General features: G+C 38.7%; 14 protein-coding genes. 1 reads left to right on the top strand and 13 read right to left on the bottom strand.

The genetic code is table 11. The annotated features are described in order from the left end of the window. Positions 1–85: 85 nt before the first annotated feature. A complete protein-coding gene (locus tag BUA96_RS00665) occupies positions 86–1,099 on the top strand; it encodes a hypothetical protein (RefSeq protein ID WP_072979294.1) in 1,014 nt (337 codons plus the stop codon). A 108-nt stretch (positions 1,100–1,207) separates the two neighbouring features. Here BUA96_RS00665 and BUA96_RS00660 read toward each other — a convergent pair whose 3' ends face one another. From BUA96_RS00660 to BUA96_RS00600, 13 genes are all read right to left on the bottom strand, one after another. After that, complete coding sequence (locus BUA96_RS00660; RefSeq protein ID WP_072979292.1) at positions 1,208–3,244, bottom strand: DUF349 domain-containing protein; 2,037 nt, start codon at positions 3,242–3,244, stop codon at positions 1,208–1,210. A gap of 85 nt (positions 3,245–3,329) precedes the next feature. After that, positions 3,330–4,058, bottom strand: a complete 729-nt coding sequence (locus BUA96_RS00655) for a shikimate dehydrogenase family protein (protein ID WP_072979290.1) — start codon at positions 4,056–4,058, stop codon at positions 3,330–3,332. A 58-nt stretch (positions 4,059–4,116) separates the two neighbouring features. Beyond that, the gene (locus BUA96_RS00650; RefSeq protein ID WP_072979288.1) at positions 4,117–5,139 is read right to left on the bottom strand and encodes a DUF368 domain-containing protein; all 1,023 of its coding nucleotides are present in this window, start codon (positions 5,137–5,139) and stop codon (positions 4,117–4,119) included. After that, positions 5,129–6,109: a DUF368 domain-containing protein gene (locus BUA96_RS00645; RefSeq protein WP_072979286.1), complete on the bottom strand. Its 981-nt coding sequence runs from the start codon at positions 6,107–6,109 to the stop codon at positions 5,129–5,131. Before BUA96_RS00645 ends, BUA96_RS00650 begins: the two co-directional genes overlap by 11 nt. A 186-nt stretch (positions 6,110–6,295) precedes the next feature. After that, complete coding sequence (locus BUA96_RS00640; RefSeq protein ID WP_072979284.1) at positions 6,296–7,693, bottom strand: tetratricopeptide repeat protein; 1,398 nt, start codon at positions 7,691–7,693, stop codon at positions 6,296–6,298. A 115-nt stretch (positions 7,694–7,808) separates the two neighbouring features. Next, positions 7,809–8,999 carry an aspartate aminotransferase family protein gene (locus tag BUA96_RS00635; RefSeq protein ID WP_072979276.1) on the bottom strand — a complete coding sequence of 397 codons (1,191 nt, stop codon included), beginning with the start codon at positions 8,997–8,999 and terminating at the stop codon, positions 7,809–7,811. Then, a complete protein-coding gene (locus BUA96_RS00630; RefSeq protein ID WP_072979275.1) occupies positions 8,989–10,818 on the bottom strand; it encodes an OstA-like protein in 1,830 nt (609 codons plus the stop codon). Before BUA96_RS00630 ends, BUA96_RS00635 begins: the two co-directional genes overlap by 11 nt. Positions 10,819–10,907: 89 nt before the next feature. Continuing rightward, positions 10,908–11,477, bottom strand: a complete 570-nt coding sequence (locus tag BUA96_RS00625) for a class IV adenylate cyclase (RefSeq protein WP_128755719.1) — start codon at positions 11,475–11,477, stop codon at positions 10,908–10,910. Between the two features lie 47 nt (positions 11,478–11,524). Next, a complete protein-coding gene (locus BUA96_RS00620) occupies positions 11,525–12,577 on the bottom strand; it encodes a zinc-binding metallopeptidase family protein (RefSeq protein ID WP_072979271.1) in 1,053 nt (350 codons plus the stop codon). A gap of 135 nt (positions 12,578–12,712) precedes the next feature. Continuing rightward, positions 12,713–13,984, bottom strand: coding sequence for an adenylosuccinate synthase (locus BUA96_RS00615; RefSeq protein WP_072979270.1), 1,272 nt, complete (start codon positions 13,982–13,984; stop codon positions 12,713–12,715). Next, entirely contained in the window at positions 13,985–14,473 is a 489-nt protein-coding gene (locus BUA96_RS00610; RefSeq protein ID WP_175546491.1) for a Fur family transcriptional regulator, read from the bottom strand. Positions 14,474–14,497: 24 nt separating this feature from the next. Then, positions 14,498–16,714: a RelA/SpoT family protein gene (locus BUA96_RS00605; protein WP_072979268.1), complete on the bottom strand. Its 2,217-nt coding sequence runs from the start codon at positions 16,712–16,714 to the stop codon at positions 14,498–14,500. Between the two features lie 86 nt (positions 16,715–16,800). Next, the gene (locus BUA96_RS00600) at positions 16,801–18,033 is read right to left on the bottom strand and encodes a M48 family metallopeptidase (protein WP_072979267.1); all 1,233 of its coding nucleotides are present in this window, start codon (positions 18,031–18,033) and stop codon (positions 16,801–16,803) included. Positions 18,034–18,038 lie beyond the last annotated feature (5 nt).

The raw sequence follows: 18,038 nt of genomic DNA, 5'->3' as shown, positions 1-18,038 counted from the left end.
TAGCGTTGATAATTCTTTAAGAACTAGAACAAGCTGTTTTGCGTTTCTTAGGAGGAACAAAACAATTTTAACTAAAATTCAATTTATGAACATTTCTAAATTTATTTATTTTGGAGCTATCGGATTATTAGCTTTAACTTCTTGTGACGATGACACGGATGATGCAGGTAATGAAATTAATGGAACAGCAGACTTATATGCAACGAGTCATACTGATGGCAGTGTAACTAAATACGATCTTCTTAGAGGTGAAATTACTACTTACGGAACCGCTTCAGCAGATGCTGAAGGTATTTACTACAGCCCGGATGATGATAGTTTTACTATTGCAGCACGTGGCGCGACACAAACGTCACTTCAATCTTATTTAAGTGTAAGTGATATTATTGAGGCTACTATTAGTCTTGATGTAGATATTATGGGACCTACCGTTTTACAAAGCCCTAGAGATTTAGCTGTTAATGGAAATATCTATGTTGTTTCTGACAATGCAAATGCTAACGGAAGATTTTTCGTTTTTGAAAAGGATGGAGATTCTTTTACTTTAAGAAATACAGTTACTGTTGATTTTGCAGTTTGGGGTATTGAGTTTGTTGGCAACGATCTTTATGCCGTGGTAGATAGCAGTAGCGATCTTGCGGTATTTACAAACTTTGCATCTACTAACACAACAGATGCGACTGTTGCAGCTTCTAAGCGTATTACAGTTGAAGGTATTGTGCGTACACACGGACTTGATTATGATGGTGGAACTATGATTATGACTGACATTGCAGCGGCTTCAGGAGGAGACTTTGCTGTAGATGGTGCATTTCACGTGATCACTAATTTTGATTCTAAATTTGATGCTGTTGATAACGGTGGAACTTTAGCAGTTACTGATCAGGTTAGATATGAAGGTGATGCTACACTTATGGGGAATCCAGTTAATGTGGTTTATGATGCAGAAACCGATGCGGTTTACGTAGCTGAATTAGCAAACGGAGGCGGACAAATACTTACCTACGGAAATGTTTCTTCGTCAGCAGGAGGTAATGTTGCTCCTAATTCTGCAACAGCACTATCAGGTGTATCTTCTTTATATCTTTATAAAGACTAAAAACTGAAACGGTTTAAAAATCAAAAGCACAGCTGTAAAGGCTGTGCTTTTTTTATGATAAAATGTAATCTTTTGAATCGAAAGCTTTAAAACTTCTAAATCTAATAACTAGTATAAAGATTTAAGTTTAGCCAATTTAGCTTTCCATATTTCTAGGTTCTTTTTGTGATCAGCGATGTTTTTATGAACATCACGTACTAATGGATTATCATCTGCAACGTGCTGAAAAAATCCTAAGTTATTTTCAAGCTGATTGATTTCGGCTTTGATTTCATCTATTTTTTTAGTGATGAAATAATGCTCTTTATTAAGCGCTTGATTACTATCCTCATCGGCTATAGCAGCAACCCGATTTTCATATTTAATAAGTTCAGATTCTTTTTTACCTAGATCTAATTTTTTAAATAAACCGTCGAGTACTTTATTAAAGTCTTGCTCGATACTCTTTTTAGAATGAGGTACACGACCGGTATCTTTCCATTCTTTAATGATACTTTTAATGGTTTTTAGATCATCTTCGTGACTACCGCTGAGTTCAATTGCTTTTACCTTATCGAGTAATGCATTTTTCTCTTCAAGGTTTCCTTTCTCTTCTTCAAGGATTTCTTTTTTCTCTGCGTGTAAGCGGTCAAAGAAATGATTACAAGCCTTTTTAAAGCGTTTCCAGATTTTATCACTGTCCTTACGAGGAACGTGGCCAATTTTTTTCCAATCGGCTTGAATGCGTTTCATTAGATCAATAGTGACTTTAATGTCTTCATTGTCCTTGTTGTCTTCAGCGATCTGAACCAGTTCAAGCTTTTTCTGCAGGTTTTCATACTGCTGCTTCTTCTGGTTTTTATAAAATCCGTTTTTATTATGATTGAATTCACGCGTCGCTTTTTTGAACGCCTTCCACGTAGGTTCGTTATCTCTTTTAGGAACTTTACCTATTTTGAAAAACTCTTCACGTAGCGTATTTACTTCTTTCATTTGTTTCTGCCAGCCGCTGTGTGCAGTCGCCGGGTTAGCCGCTATATCTTCGATCTTAGCAATAACCTCCTGTTTTTTCTCAAGATTTTCTTCGTAGATCTTATCTATATTCTTAAAATATTCTTGACGTGCATCGTGAATTTTACGCGTAGCCGCACTAAATTTTTCCCAGATTTCCTCACGGTATTCTTTAGAAACCGGTCCTACTTCTTCTTTCCAGATTTTATGCAGCATTTGTAATTCTTTAAATGCTCTATTTACATCCGGTTCTTTAGCAAGTTCTTCGGCCTGCTCAATAAGTTTCAGTTTTTTGTCAAGATTTTCTTTAAAATCTTTGTCTCTAAACTCTCTGTTGAGATGCAGAAAGTCATAAAAGTTCTCGATATGATGGTGGTAGTTATTCCATACCAGATTATAACGATCTCGCGGAATATTCCCGGCATTGCGCCAGCGTTCCTGAATGTCTTTAAACTTCTCAAATGTAGTATTGATGCTATCTTCACCACCCACCTCATTTTTAAGTTCTTTAAGCTCTTCAATCAATGCATTGCGCGTCTCTAGATTGGCATTAAGATCCTTTTTGAGATTTTTGTAGTAGTTATTGCGCTTTTCACGATACTCAAAATAGAGTGTATTGAATTCTTTCTTTAACGGACTGTAATATCTGAAGTCAATGATGTTTCCGCCTTCTTCTAAAAACTTTTCTTTGGCCTCTTCCTGCTCTTCTTCAAACTGAGATATAAACGCAGCACGCAATTCGGTCACGTGCTCTTTAATGGCTTGAATTTTATGATTATTAAGCAGGTATTTGAACTCTTTTATGAGTTCTTCTTTACTAAGGCTATCGTATTCTTTTTTAGGAATATTATGACGTTCAGAAGTGCTTTCATCCTCACTATCTTCATTTAAAGCTGCATCCAGATCATTAGGATCAGTCTCCTCATCTTCGTCTGATTCTTCAGCAACAAATTCTTCGTCATCATGTTCCTCATTCTTGGCGCTTTGTATAACGTCTATAGATTCAGTAACAAGTGCTTCATCCTGTTGTTCTGAAGGATTTTCAGGCGTTTCTGAGTTTTCTGATGGTTGTTGAGATTCTATCTGACTAGAAGTCTGTGCTTTATCGTTATCAATCTTCTCGTCTTTGTCTGATGCTTTTTTTTCTTCTGACATTTGTTTCAATGTTAAGGTGCTTTATTAGTATTTAAAGATACTACTAAGAAAGCAATTAACAAGAGCACAATGCGAGAAGGCTAGATCAATTCCAGATTTGCCAGGCTGCTTCGGCTTGTAGTTTAAGCATCTCATAACCGTTTGAAATGCGGGCGCCCTGGGCTTTTCCGTTTTTTAAAAATTGCGTTTCTACCGGATTGTAAACCAAGTCATAAAGCAAATGATATTTACCCAGCAAGCGATAAGGAATTTTAGGACAGTCTGTTATATTAGGATACGTGCCTAGCGGAGTGGTGTTAATGATAAGCGTATGTTTTGAAAGAATCGCACCGTTTAATGCGTCATACGCAAGCTGATCTTTCTCAGGTTTTCGAGAAACGAATTTAAATGAAATATCTTCTAATTCTAAGGCGTAAGCGATGGCTTTTGAAGCGCCGCCGGTTCCTAAAATAAGCGCGTGTGTATGATTTTGCTCCTCTAAAAAAGGTTTTAAAGATCTTCTAAACCCTAGATAATCTGTATTAAAACCTTTCAACTTACCCGTGCTTAACCGTTTTATAGTGTTGATCGCACCAATAGAACTCGCGTGTTTATTGAGTTCGTCAAGGTAGGGCATAACCGTTTCCTTGTAAGGGATTGTAACATTAAATCCCGAGCAATCTGTACGCTCCAATAGCTGTTTTACTTCGTCAGGACTTTGGCAATCAAAGTTAACGTAAGATCCATCAATAGCTTCTCTTTCAAACTTTTCGGTAAAATATTTTCTTGAAAAGGAGTAGTCAATATTCTTACCTATAAGGCCTAATTTAATCATAATTGGTTGGGGTTATATGATTTAGTTGGTTTTAGTGCTTGTAAAAATGGAGTATTTCCTAAGACTGTACACGGGTCTTTTCCCCGTATTTACCCAATGCTACCACACTAAAGATTCCTAAAAGTATGAATATCGTTGCAATTATGTTTTCTGCGGAAAAACTTTCTGGCCAATATCGGTCATAATTCGTTAAAATAGGATCACCTACACGATCATAATTGATTTCACCGAGTGCATTCCGCTCAAAAACAGGATTTTTCCAAGGCCAAACAACCCCTAAGGAGCCGGCAATAAAACCTATTATAGCTGCATTGGTTGCATGTTTATAATGCTTCAGCAAATAACCTAAAAAGTTAGATAAGGTCACAAGACCGGTTACAGATCCTAAAGTAAATACCGCCATCACTTGAAGTAAGCGCAAACGGTGCGGATCGTTAATAAATGAAAAATCAGCTTGAATAAGGTCAGACAGTGTGTCGTAAAGCGCATTGACGGAATCCACTAACAGCAACACATAGTTGCCCAATAGGATCAAAATGAAAGAACCCGATAATCCCGGCAATGTCATTCCCGAAACGCCAATAATTCCACAGAAAAATACAAAGATCAGATTGTCGTTTTGGGTAGCCGGCTCAAGTAAACTGATAAGAATCCCTGTGATAATTCCGAGTGCTAGGATAATGATGTTGCGCTGGGACCAGTCGTTAAAATCTTTAGCGATGTAATAGATACTACCGATGATCATTCCAAAAAAAGCACTCCAAACGTACAAGGGGTAGTGGTCAATAGCGATGTCTAACAGTTTTGACACACTAAAATAACTAATGATCATTCCTAGAATCAGCAGAAAAAGAAATCTGCCATTTACATAGCGCACAAAGCTTCTAAACCTTCCATTAAGCAATAGTTTAAACGCATTTTTATTAACTTTTTGAAGCGAATAAATAAACTCTTCATAGAAGCCCGCAACGTAAGCGACCACACCACCAGAAACGCCCGGCACTTTATTGGCTGCGCCCATTGCAAGCCCTTTAAGTACCAGCCAAACCTTATCAGGAAAGGAGCGGTGTTTAGATTCCATTTTCTTGTTTAGAATTGGCAAAGCGTTCAAGCAGAAAAATAGTCAAAAAGCCTATAAGCGCCAAGATGCAAACCAAGAGTACTTTAGGATCGCCTTCAAAATACTGAGGCAAAATACTTTTTTCAATCAAGGGCACTTGATGCCCTTCAGAATTGGTTCGGTACGAAAGCACTTCTTTCCAAGGCCAAACTTTATTGAGCGCGCCAACCATAAAACCTGTAAGTAAAGCGAGCGTCAAATTTTGATAATTTTTAAAGAGATAGGTGAGAACTTTTGAAAATGTCTTTAAGCCTACCACGCAACCTAGCATAAAGAGTACAAGCTTTAAAGCTGCATCTTTTAAGGCAGAAAAATCAAATGCTAGAAGCGCATCAACAAAGTTACGCACAGTGCCTAAAACAATGCTGTAAGAGCCTAAAAGTAACAAAATAAACGAACCTGATATTCCCGGAAGAATCATCGCAATAATGGCTACAAAGCCTGAAAGAAAGATAAACCAATAACTTGCACCTGTGCTTAAAGGTTCGGCGATGGTAATATAGTACGAGATCACAATGCCAATCACCCCGGAAAGGATGACACCAAAATTCCATTTTTTGATTTGAGCTCCGATATAAACGATACTTGCTACGATCAGACCAAAAAAGAATCCCCATAATAGCAACGGATGTTCTTCAAGTAAATACGTAATAAGCTTAGCTAAAGAGAGAATACTGAGAATAACACCGAGGAACAGCGCTCCAAGAAACTTTAAATTGTATGCGTTTACAGCCGCTTTAATTCCATTATTTTTCCAGACTTTAAAAAAAGATGTATCAAGCTTGTCAATAGTCGCAATTAATTCTTCATAAATACCTGCAATAAAAGCGATAGTACCACCAGAAACTCCAGGAACTACATCAGCAGCGCCCATCGCAAGACCTTTTAATGTAATTACCGCATAGTTAAGTAATGATCTGTTTTGAGACATAGGCAGGTTGTTGTTTGGCCTCAAAAGTAAGAAAGAAATATAAATTCAAAGCCGCAAGTACCCGGCAAGAAAAATAAAAAAACCGCAAGTAGTATAACCTGTGGTTTTTAGTGGTGTCTCAACGACAAATAGTCCCTTGAGGTCATTTAAGAAATGATCATTTTCAAAATAGACCTTTTTACAGAATTAAGATTTCTTAGCCTTTTTTATTTTTTTGAGTACGCTGCGTTTGGCATAAACAAAGGGGAAAAGTTCCTCAAGAATGATATCGTAATCAGGTTCTAAGCGCAATGCATTTTCAAGATGAAAATGACCCTTTTCCTCTTGATTAAGACTGAAATATAATCCTGCAAGTCTGAATTCAATTTGCGGAGATTCAGGATAAAACTCAATGGCTTCAAACAAGTTGGTTACGGCAGCTTCATATTCACCTAAGTAAATAAGAATATCACAGCGCGTTAACCAAGTGTCTAGCTCATAATTCCCTAATTCTAAAGTTTTGCGATAGCCGCGTTCTGCTTCTTCATAAAACTTTAAGCGGTTGTTGATTTTAGCATAGCGTTTCCAATACAACACATTTTCACCATCAATATTAATGGCTTTGTTGATGTAGTAAAGCGCATTTTGATAATCCATCTTCTTGGTGTAGAAATCGGTTATCGCGATCCAGCCTTTATCTAAAAGTGGATCTTCCTTAACGGTTTTTAAAAAGAATTCGATGGCAAGGTCATCACAATGCAACTTTTGGTAGCATTTACCCATTCTTAAATATGCAAATGATGTAGGATCGTCCAAGCCAAGAGTGATTTGATAATTTTCAATCGCTTCATTGTAGCGACCTAATTTTTCAAGCACTTTTCCTTTTTCAAAATAGGCGCCAATAAAAGTATCGTCACTAATGATCGCAAAGTCATAAGCGGCCAGCGCTTTGTTATAATTTTTTAGATCAAAATACTGCTTACCCACCTGATGCCAGGCGACCTCACAATACGGATTTTTATCAAGAAACATATTGAGATAATCTATCGCTTCCTCGTGTTGTTCTAAGAAGTCAAAGCAATAGATCACATTATACAATGCAGAGTAATCATCTTCATCTACTTCCAGACATTTCATAAAACTATACTTAGCATTCTGAAAATCGTCCATAAACAAGTATTCCATTCCTATTAAAGAATAGATATCAGCATCTGCATCTGTAAGTTCCAGTGCAGTTTCTAGCAGCTCAATGGCTTTTTTGTGATCGTCTCTTTTTGAGAAAATATTAGCCTTCTGAATATAGACTTCCTCGTTTTGAGGTTCTAATTCATAAAGTTCTGCCAGCAAACGATCTGCTTCATCAAGTTTATTCTCAAAGATTAAAATTTCGATTTTAAAAAGTTTGAGATTTGAGGAGGAAGGGTGCTGGTCAAGACCAAGTTTAACAGCTTTCTTTGCGAGCGCAATTTTGCCATTTTCTAAATAATGGTTGACAATATTCTCAAATTCATCCGAATCGAAGAAAAGGACATCATTTGTCTTTAACATAGATTCAAAACGGGTGAGCGGGAAATTATTCTCTTCGTGTTCTTGATTAAACTTCATACACGTTGCTTTTAAAATTTCTGCCTATATAAATTTATAAAGGATAACAGGCAGAAGACTGTAGGCTACATATTGTTGTTAACAAAGTAATCAACAATTACGCCTAAACAGTTGATTATGACAATTTAGTCGCAATTTTATCTAAAACCTTAAGCAGGATCTCACAGCCTTTAATAATCTCATCTTCAGAGATCGTTAGGGGCGGAGTGATGCGAATGGCTTTAGTCTCAAACAATAGCCAAAATAAAATAAGGCCTTCATCTTGCGCCATCAATATAGCTTCGGTTGTAATTTCTGCGGAAGGTGTAATAGCTGCCAGCATAAGGCCTTTACCACGTACTTCGGTGATCAGGTCGTGTTTCAGTAGGCGTCTAAAAAGTTTTTCTTTTTCTAAAGTTTGCTGAATGAGCTCTCCATCTAAAATCGTTTTTGCGGTAGCCAAAGCTGCTGCCGCAATGACAGGATGACCTCCAAAAGTGGTTATGTGTCCCATTTTAGGATTGTCAGAAAGCAAACGCATATGTGCCGTTGAAGCAGTAAAAGCGCCAATGGGCATTCCGCCGCCCATACCTTTACCCATCACCACAACATCAGGAACTACATGATAATTTTCAAAACCAAAAAATGTCCCTGTGCGTCCAAAACCGGGCTGAATTTCATCTAGAATTAAAAGTGCTCCAACTTCCTCGCAGCGTTTTTTTACTGCAGCCAGCCAGCCGTGCTCCGGTTGAATAAATCCGGCACCGCCTTGTATGGTCTCTAAAACGACCCCGGCGACTTCATTGGTAATCTGTTCTAAATCTTCAAAGCTATTGAAGTTGATGTGTGAGATAGCGCCAACCACTGGTCTAAAAGGGGCTACACGTTCTTCGTAATTCATTAAACTCAATGCTCCAAAAGTATTGCCGTGGTAGGCTTGATTTGCCGAAATTATTTTACTTCGACCTGTGACGCGTCGAGCGAGCTTCATTGCACCATCTATAGCTTCTGTACCGCTGTTTACCAAATAGGTTTGTTCTAACGGATCTGGCAAATTTGCAGCAATTAAGCGCGTTAATTCGACAGCAGGATCTTGCGCATACTCGCCGTAAACCATCACGTGTAAATACTTCTCACTTTGCTCCTGAATCGCCTTAACTACCGACGGATGACAATGCCCAATACTCGCTGCAGAAACGCCTGCTACAAAATCTAAATAGGCTTTGCCTGTAGTGTCGTAAATAAAGCTGCCTTTTGCGTGCGAAACTTCCATCGCAAGAGGATGCGGACTCGTTTGCGCTTGATATTTAAAGAAATCAGCTTTCATTATCTGTGGAATCTTGAACTTTTAAAGTAGGTAATTGTTTAAGCGGTTGTTTGCCGGCCGGCTTTGAAGGTTTGGGAGCTAAAGAATCTTTTTTGATAGTGGCTTTTTCATTGATTGGCACCCCAATCGTCGGAGCATCTTCCTCTCGATTCTTAAGATCAGATGGGTTGAGTTTAGAAGCTTCGGGGATATCGAGTTCTTCTTCAGGGATCGTATTATCAAAGAAATCTTCATCAATTTCTGGCAGCGGAATTCCTTCGATCTTCGTAAGTGTAAACGGAGCTTCTCCTTTAAAAATATCTTCTTTTGTGAGCAATCGCTCCTCACCACGCCAGTTTAGCCCTTCAAATTCTCGAGACTCTTTAGGGAATTTTGAAAGCGGATACACCTCGCCATCTACCTGTTTGAATTTGGTAATTTCTACCAAAGCATTATCTTCTAAAATAGCAGTAATAGAAGCCGATTTACTTTTGTCAATTCCCTGTAAAACACCATCATCTGCTCGCATATAATTGATGCTTTCGGCATTTTTAATGATGTCAATTTGATGCAAAGCATTGTCCTGAAAAGTTCCGTAGAGGACGTCGCCTTTAACTTGATTAAAACCACTTTTCTCTTGGTCAAATAGTGGAATGGTATCTTGTTGTACCAGAAATGCATTTTCAAAGACGTGAAGCGAATCTAGCTGCTCTGTTTTTGTGTTACTTTTTAAGTGAATAGAATCACCGGTCATTTGGCTCAGATCGCTCCATAAAACCGGTTTTCCAATCATTTGGGTAAGTCCGTTAGCTTGGTTAATGTGAATGGAGTCGCATTTACCACTCATATCACTTTTAAAAAGGCGCACGTTGTAGTAACCGCGTACGATGCGTTTTTCAGGAATTCCGGTAACTACAAGTCGATCGCCGTGCACATAAATAGAATCTTGATCTTGCACGGTTATAGCTACCGCTCTTTTGGTAATGAATACCGAATCTTTTTCTTTAAACACTTCGGCATAATGCCCTTTGATCACGCTGTTATTTGCCGTGTCAATTACGCGAATATTGTTGGTAGCCGAAGCAAAACTTGTAGGACGGTCAAAGTACAAGCTATCGCCATATACTGTACGATTATCATAGTCTATACGTGAATTTTTCACAAAATAGCCGTTGTCATTGCGCGTGTCATAATACCCACGCTCGCAATACACTGTGCTGGTCTCGCTTGTAATGGTCGACGGGCCGTATAAATAAGCAGCTCCGGTTTCTGAATAAAAGTCGAGTTGGTCGCTGTTGATCACATATTCAGGATTGGTAACAACCACATTTTGAATGAATGAGTATTTATCTTGATCTAAAAAGTACCGACCTATTTTACTTTCGATAACACTAGCTGTATCGCGTAACGTACCACCGGTTCTGTAATAGGCTTGTTGTTTAATTCGGTTGAAGTATAGCGTGTCAGTATCTAGGGTTGCAGTCGGAGTTCTGAGATTCACGCCTCCGGAAGCCCAGGCAAATTGCGTGTCGCCATTGTACTCAGCATAATTGCTACGCATACTTATGGTATCGCCTTGCTTCATACGCACGTTACCAATTGCTCTCACAAAATTTTCATCTTTGTAATGGAAGGCCAGATCACACCACATCTCGATTCCTTCGTGCTGGATGTAGACCTGCTTGGTATTTTTATACATTACCAAAGCTCCGGGATACTTGACTTCGTCTATTTGTGAGATATCTGAAGTGATATCTAATTCCTTTTTCTCTTGAGCCGATAGACTGATCGAAAAAAGAATGAGAAGCAAAAGGACGCTTTTTCTAAAAAAATTGGGCATAGCAAATTTTGATGCAAATATAACGGAAAAACACCCGCTTTAAGTATTTGTTCAAATCAAAAATCTAAAGGGCTCAAAGCAAGAGGAAACTACTTAGATTGGACTGCTTTGATCATATCAATATAAAACTCTTTAGTAAGTTGATCTTTAGAAAGTCCTATCTCTTCCAGAAGCATGTAAAGTTTTTCAAAAAGAGTATCAGTCTCCGCTTTATCAAGGGTGTTGGTTTCAATTTCGATAAATGCATCTGCTAATTCATCAAACTGAACTAAAGCAATCTCTATGGAAGCGTTGCGATATTTCAGATTAAAAATCTCGCAGTGTTTGGCGTAATGTGCGCTTTTCTGGTAGCCTAACTTAAAAAGGATTTGCTCTGTGTTATAATGGTCTGAAACCAAAGTTTCATATTCGGGTTTAGAGCGCGTCACCTGTTCAAAAGCCTTGTCTTTAAACGTGAGATAATGTTTAGCCTCACCAGAATCTAGATTGTTTTTTGTACGTAAACGAAACTCTTGATCGCCTTGCGTTAGCGTACCATTGATGTCATAATAACGATCGTCGTAATCCAGTTTATAGTGTGAATCAATGGCTAAGGCTAAAATCTGAGCTCGAGTTTCAGTATAATTTTTTAAGCGTGCGGTAAGTTCAACTTCAAACATAGGAGACAATTGGTGCGCTAAAAATAATCATCAATGTTCAAATAACTTTACAACCTCACCACTTTATGTATAAACGTCAATTTCTCAATAACCGGTGGTGAAAGCACAAAAGGATATGCATCCTGATGCCCCATACTGCGGTTAAGAGAGTTTAAGGCGTAGGTGAGTGGTAAATAGTGTTTAATGATTTTCTGAAAATCTTTTTCCTCATAAGGGTCAAAATCACAGGCTACCTCAAGATTGCGCACTTTAGAGATTTCAGGATCTAAACTCAAGCCAAAACTATACGAGGTTTCAAGCATATCCATCAGATGTAAGTAGTGCGCCCAAGTTTCTGCCCAATCTTCCCAAGCGTGCATTGTTGCATAACTACTGATGTAACTCTCGCGCCAATTTTCGGGAGCACCATTTTTATAATGAGCTTCTAAAGCTTGACCGTAATCTTGTGTGTCATCACCAAAAAGAGCTCTAAATTCTTCTAGATTCTTAGCATTAGGCTGAATCAAAACTTCCCAGTAAAAATGACCGACTTCGTGTCTAAAGTGACCTAAAAGCGTGCGATAGCGTTCTGAGAGTTGTTCTTTAATATATTCTCTGTGTGCGGCATTTGCTTCTTGAATATTGAGCGTAATCAAACCGTTAGCGTGTCCTGTTTTTATTGCGGAAGGATTGCTAGGGTCTGGAGCCAAAAAGTCAAATGTAAGATTCAGTGGTTGCTTATTAATAATGAATTTAGTGGGAAGTTTTAGCTTATGAAGCGCATAAAAAAGGCGATGCTTTGCTGTTTCAATTTTCTGCCAATCCAGTTTATTTTCAGGAATGCTCAAATCAGGTATGGTGCGGTTGGTACTGCAAGCTTCACAAAACGGCGTTGGACTTTCGGTAGCCACTAACCAGTTGCAGGCGTTGTATTGACGGTTAGCGCAATAGGTAAGCGCTGTTTTTTCTTTGGTAGGCGTAATAACCGTTTTTTGATCAGCCGGAAAAGAAACTATTCCTTCAATCGCATTAAGGTAACCTAGGTTGTTACCGCATTTTTCGCAGGTTGTATTTTCAAAATATACCGGATTTTTACAGTTACTGCATTGAAATAATTTCATTGAAAAGTAGGTTGTTAGTTTACTGTAAATGTAAGTGTTACCGCGTTTAGCTTTTCATAATACTATTAAAAAGAAAGCATAAAAAAATCCGAAGTTTTTGCTTCGGATTTTTTTATCAATTCTATAATCTTGAGACTATCGGTGAATCGTTTGGGTTCTGTCTGGTCCTACAGAAACGATTTTGATAGGCACATTCAATTCTTTTTCTAAGAACTCAATGTAGGCGTTAAGCTCCTTAGGAAGCTGCTCATCACCTTTCATTTTGGTAAGATCTTCTTCCCAGCCTTGCATTTCTGAATAAACAGGCTCTACATTTTCCGGTTCGATATTGTAGGGTAGGTGATCAATAACCTCACCTTTGTATTTGTATTGTGTACAAATTTTAAGCGTGTCAAAACCACTTAAAACATCACCTTTCATCATCATCAATTGAGTAACGCCATTTACGCGAACCGCATATTTCAGCGCTACAAGATCTAACCATCCGCAACGGCGAGGTCTACCTGTGGTAGCTCCAAACTCGTTACCCACGCGTCCCATAGTCTCACCAACTTCGTCAAAAAGTTCGGTAGGGAAGGGGCCAGAACCTACTCGAGTAGTGTAAGCTTTAAAAATTCCAAATACATCCCCAATTTGGTTAGGTGCTACTCCCAGACCTGTGCAGGCGCCGGCAGCTGTCGTGTTTGAAGAGGTGACAAAAGGATACGTACCAAAATCAATATCTAATAAAGATCCTTGCGCACCTTCAGCTAAAATAGATTTTCCGGCTTGTTGCGCTTGATATAGATATTCTTCAGAATCAATAAAGGTGAGCTCTTTCAAAACTTCAACAGCCTTAAAGAATTCTGCTTCTAGTTCCTCAAGATCATATTCGATCTTTGCGTCATAGAAGTCAATCATATCAATATGCTTGTCTCTCAAGGCAGCATAACGCTCTTTCCAGTCTGCAAGTTCAAGATCTCCTACACGGATTCCGTTACGACCGGTTTTATCCATATACGTTGGTCCTATTCCTTTAAGGGTAGAACCTATTTTCGCTTTTCCTTTTGAAGCTTCAGAAGCAGCATCAAGAAGGCGATGCGTAGGTAAAATCAGATGCGCTTTACGGGAAATAAGAAGTTTCTCCTTAACGTTTATCTTGAATTGCGCTAAGTTGTCTAATTCCTTCTTAAAAATAACAGGATCGATCACGACTCCGTTACCTACAAGATTGATTGCATTTTCGTGAAAAATTCCTGAAGGAATCGTGTGCAAAACGTGCTTAATTCCATCAAATTCTAGCGTATGTCCAGCGTTTGGTCCGCCTTGAAAACGGGCTATAATATCATAATCCTTTGTAAGAACATCTACGATTTTGCCCTTACCTTCGTCTCCCCATTGGAGACCAAGAAGTAAATCTACTGCCATTTATGAGTTGTTGTCTTCGGTTGTATTTTCGGTTGAATTATCCTGCTTGCGGTTACCGTAAAAATAAAGGGAGTGCTTGTTGATTTTTATATCAAAAACCTCTTCAATAGTCTTTTTAATAGACTCAATACGCGGGTCACAAAATTCAATCACTTCGCCGGTATCGGTAAGGATCACGTGATCGTGTTGTTTGTCAAAATACGATTTCTCGTATTGCGATTGATTTTGACCAAATTGATGTTTACGTACCAGACCACAAGCCAGCAAAAGCTCTATTGTATTGTAAAGGGTTGCTCTACTCACACGATATTTTTTATTCTTCATGCTGATGTAGAGGGTCTCAATATCAAAGTGATCATTGTAGTTGTAAATCTCCTGTAGAATTGCGTAGCGCTCTGGAGTTTTACGGTGACCGTTATCTTCTAGAAACTTTGTGAAGACGTTTTTAACGACTTCCTGATCTTTATTTATTGTAGCTTTTGGTATCATAATAATATTTGCAAAGTTACGCATTTACAAGCGTATGACTTTGTCGATACCGTTTATTTTTTTCAAGTTTTCGATAAGTCTGTGTAAATGCTTTTTGTTTTGAACGATCACGGTTATGTTCCCTTTAAAAACGCCGTCATTGGTGGTAAAATTCAGTCCACGCATATTTACGTGCATATGTTCAGAAATTTCACGCGTCACGTGATTAACAAGTCCAAGCGTATCTATACCTGTTAACTCTAGATCTGCTCTAAATTCTTGAGCTGATGAATCTATCCATTTCGCCGGAATGATGCGATACGCATAATTACTTTGTAAGGAAATAGAATTAGGGCAGTTTTGCTTATGTACTTTAATTCCGTCAGAAACCGTGGTAAAACCAAATACCTTATCCCCGGGAATCGGATTACAACAAGCTGCAAGCGTATAGTCTAACTTTTGCTCGTCTTTCCCAAAAACTAATAAATCATATTTATCAGTTATCTCATCTTTATCAACGTGCTCTGCAACCGGGGCTTTCCTAATTTTATTTTTAAAGAAGCTTACAATAGCGCTGCTTCGGGAAGCCGCGTACTCCTTGATCATTTTATTATCAATGGTCCCAATACCTACACGGTAAAATAAGTCTAGGCTGGTTTTAAGCTTAAAGTAAATAACCATCTCGTTGATGATATTCTCATCAAGCGTGATCTTTTGCGAACGCAGTTTTCGGGTAAGAATAACTTTACCGTCTTCGGCAATGGTTTTCTTTTCGTCTTTAAGCGATGATTTAATTTTAGAACGCGCACGGGCTGTGGTAGCGTAGTCTAACCAGTTGTTGTTAGGCTTGGCGTGCTCTGAAGTAATGATTTCTACCTGATCTCCACTTTTAAGTTCGTGACTCAAAGGAACCAATTTACCATTCACCCGAGCTCCGCGGGTATGCATTCCTATTTCGGTGTGAATACTGAAAGCAAAATCAAGTGGCGTGGCAGCTTTGGGTAGTGATTTTAGATCTCCTTGCGGCGTAAAAACAAAAATCTCCTTGTTGTAAAGATTCAGTTTAAACTGCTCAACAAATTCAACCGCATTCGTCTCGTTGTTTTCGAGTGCGTCTTGCAAACGGTTTAGCCATTCATCAAGCGTTTTATCTTCTTCACTTTCAGTTGAAGAACCTTGCTTGTATTTATAATGTGCAGCGTAACCTTTTTCGGCGATTTCGTTCATACGTTCCGAACGAATTTGCACTTCAACCCAGCGCCCTTTTAAACCCATTACGGTGATGTGAAGCGCTTCGTAACCTGTAGATTTTGGAGAAGAAATCCAATCTCTGAGTCGCGTAGGGTTAGGTCTAAAATGGTCTGTAACTATGGAATAAATCTTCCAGGCTAAGAACTTCTCGCTTTCTGGCGTTGCCTTGTAAATGATACGTATCGCAAATTTGTCATAGACTTCGTCAAACGGAATGTTCTGCTTGAGCATTTTGCGACGAATACTGTAAATAGATTTTGGCCGACCTTTTATCTCATAGTCCAAAATTTCTTTATCCAGAGAATTTTGAACCGCCTGCGTAAACTCTTCAATATATTGATCTTGTTGCTCTTTGGTCTCTTTCATTTTGCGAGAAATATCTTTAAATACTTCTGGCTCTGTGTATTTTAAACCAAGATCTTCAAGTTCTGTTTTGATGTTGTAAAGCCCAATTCTATGCGCAAGCGGAGCATAGATGTAGAGGGTTTCACTGGCAATTTTAATTTGCTTATCAGGCCGCATAGAATCCATTGTTTGCATATTGTGCAAACGATCTGCGATCTTGATGATAATTACCCTAACGTCATCGTTTATGGTAAGCAGCATCTTTCTGAAATTCTCAGCCTGAAGCGAGACATCTCTGTGCTTCTTAAGATTCGAGATCTTTGTGAGTCCGTCTACAATTCTTGCGACAGTAGGGCCAAAGCGTTCTTCGAGATCTTCAAGCGTATAAATGGTGTCTTCTACGACATCGTGTAATAAGGCCGCAGCAATAGAAGTCGCGTCCATCCCGATCTCGCTGGCGACTATGCGTGCAACAGCAAGCGGGTGAAAAATATAAGCTTCACCAGATTTGCGACGCTGATCTTTATGCGCATCAACAGCCACGTCAAACGCTTGTCTGATCAATTTTTTATCATCGTCAGAAAGCGTGCGGTAGCTTATGCGCAGCAGCTCTTTGTATTGTCTGGCGAGCTCTTTATTTTCTTTTTCTATATCAACCGGAGTCATAATTTAAAAGTACAATTATATCCTAAAAAAGCAAATGGATTTTGGCAGTGATTCAGGTTAATCTGAATAAATAAAAAGCGTGTATTTTACCCTTTTAAGTTGCGATAGCGCTGCAGGAGCGTAGGGTGCGAGTAATGTAACTTTACGTAGAGCGGATGCGGCGTTAAATTGCTCAAACTGTTGCGGGATAATTTTTTAAGCGAACTGATCAACGGATCGCCGGCGTATGTATTTTTTGCAAAATTATCTGCTTGATATTCAAATTTGCGCGAGAGAACACTCATTAAAAAACCGGTGATTCCGCTTATTGGGCTGTACAGAATACCAAATGCAATAAGACCGATGTGAAAGCTGGGTTCAGCAACACCTAGAGCTTCAGAAAAAATGCTATTGCTGATGAAAATTCCTAGAAGCCACAAGGTAAATCCTGTTAGAATTACCGAAGCAAATAAGTTTACAATAATGTGGTTTTTCTTGTAGTGTCCCACCTCGTGCGCCAAAACTGCAACGATCTCATCTTCCTCCAGATCATTGATCAAAGTGTCGTATAGCGTAATGCGTTTTTCAGAACCAAATCCTGAAAAGTAGGCATTGGCTTTAGTGCTGCGTTTAGAGCCGTCGATCACAAAAATATTATTCAGTTTAAAACCAACTGTGGCCGCATATTGCTCAATTTTATTCCGAAGCGAACCCTCTTCAAGAGGGGTTTGCTTATTAAAAAGAGGAACGATCAGCTTGGCGTAAAACATATTCATCACTAAAGCAAAAACCGCAAAAACAATCCAGGCATACACCCAAAATAGACTTCCGCTTATTTGATAAAACCAAATGACCAGAGCGAGCAAACCGCCTCCCACGATGATTGTCATCAGCCAACCTTTGAGTTTATCTGCTAGAAAAAGCTTTGGTGTAGATTTATTAAAACCGAAACGCTCTTCAATGATGAACGTCTTATAATAGCTAAAAGGCGTTGTTAAAATATCAGACCCAAGCATAATAATTCCGAAGAAAATCAGGCCTACAGTGATTTCATTATCACTTATACTTCTGGCAATTTGATCTACGAAAGCAAATCCGTCTAGAGCAAAAAATAACAAAGTGATTACGAGCATAAAACTTGAAGTAAGCGTGCTAAATTTTGCGTTTACCTTTTTATAATCTTGAGATTTCCGGTAGGTTTCTGAGTCGTAAACATCTGCCAGTTCCTGAGGAATAGGATCGTCAAAATGCTTAGCGTTAAGCCAATCGAGCATTTGATCTATCACAAAACTTAAGATGATAAATGCAATGATGATATAAAAAACAAGCGTGGGTGTCATTAGAG

The organism is Leeuwenhoekiella palythoae (genome assembly GCF_900130045.1).
Classification (GTDB): Bacteria; Bacteroidota; Bacteroidia; order Flavobacteriales; family Flavobacteriaceae; genus Leeuwenhoekiella; species Leeuwenhoekiella palythoae.
The sequence above is the reverse complement of the archived record's forward strand: the minus strand, read 5'-3'. Positions and strand labels throughout refer to the sequence as shown.

Bases quoted from the DNA above. Each gene is read 5' to 3' on its own strand.
- BUA96_RS00665 (WP_072979294.1), top strand. From the start codon at position 86: ATGAACATTTCTAAATTTATTTATTTTGGAGCTATCGGATTATTAGCT.
- BUA96_RS00660 (WP_072979292.1), bottom strand. From the start codon at position 3,244: ATGTCAGAAGAAAAAAAAGCATCAGACAAAGACGAGAAGATTGATAAC.
- BUA96_RS00655 (WP_072979290.1), bottom strand. From the start codon at position 4,058: ATGATTAAATTAGGCCTTATAGGTAAGAATATTGACTACTCCTTTTCA.
- BUA96_RS00650 (WP_072979288.1), bottom strand. From the start codon at position 5,139: ATGGAATCTAAACACCGCTCCTTTCCTGATAAGGTTTGGCTGGTACTT.
- BUA96_RS00645 (WP_072979286.1), bottom strand. From the start codon at position 6,109: ATGTCTCAAAACAGATCATTACTTAACTATGCGGTAATTACATTAAAA.
- BUA96_RS00640 (WP_072979284.1), bottom strand. From the start codon at position 7,693: ATGAAGTTTAATCAAGAACACGAAGAGAATAATTTCCCGCTCACCCGT.
- BUA96_RS00635 (WP_072979276.1), bottom strand. From the start codon at position 8,999: ATGAAAGCTGATTTCTTTAAATATCAAGCGCAAACGAGTCCGCATCCT.
- BUA96_RS00630 (WP_072979275.1), bottom strand. From the start codon at position 10,818: ATGCCCAATTTTTTTAGAAAAAGCGTCCTTTTGCTTCTCATTCTTTTT.
- BUA96_RS00625 (WP_128755719.1), bottom strand. From the start codon at position 11,477: ATGTTTGAAGTTGAACTTACCGCACGCTTAAAAAATTATACTGAAACT.
- BUA96_RS00620 (WP_072979271.1), bottom strand. From the start codon at position 12,577: ATGAAATTATTTCAATGCAGTAACTGTAAAAATCCGGTATATTTTGAA.
- BUA96_RS00615 (WP_072979270.1), bottom strand. From the start codon at position 13,984: ATGGCAGTAGATTTACTTCTTGGTCTCCAATGGGGAGACGAAGGTAAG.
- BUA96_RS00610 (WP_175546491.1), bottom strand. From the start codon at position 14,473: ATGATACCAAAAGCTACAATAAATAAAGATCAGGAAGTCGTTAAAAAC.
- BUA96_RS00605 (WP_072979268.1), bottom strand. From the start codon at position 16,714: ATGACTCCGGTTGATATAGAAAAAGAAAATAAAGAGCTCGCCAGACAA.
- BUA96_RS00600 (WP_072979267.1), bottom strand. From the start codon at position 18,033: ATGACACCCACGCTTGTTTTTTATATCATCATTGCATTTATCATCTTA.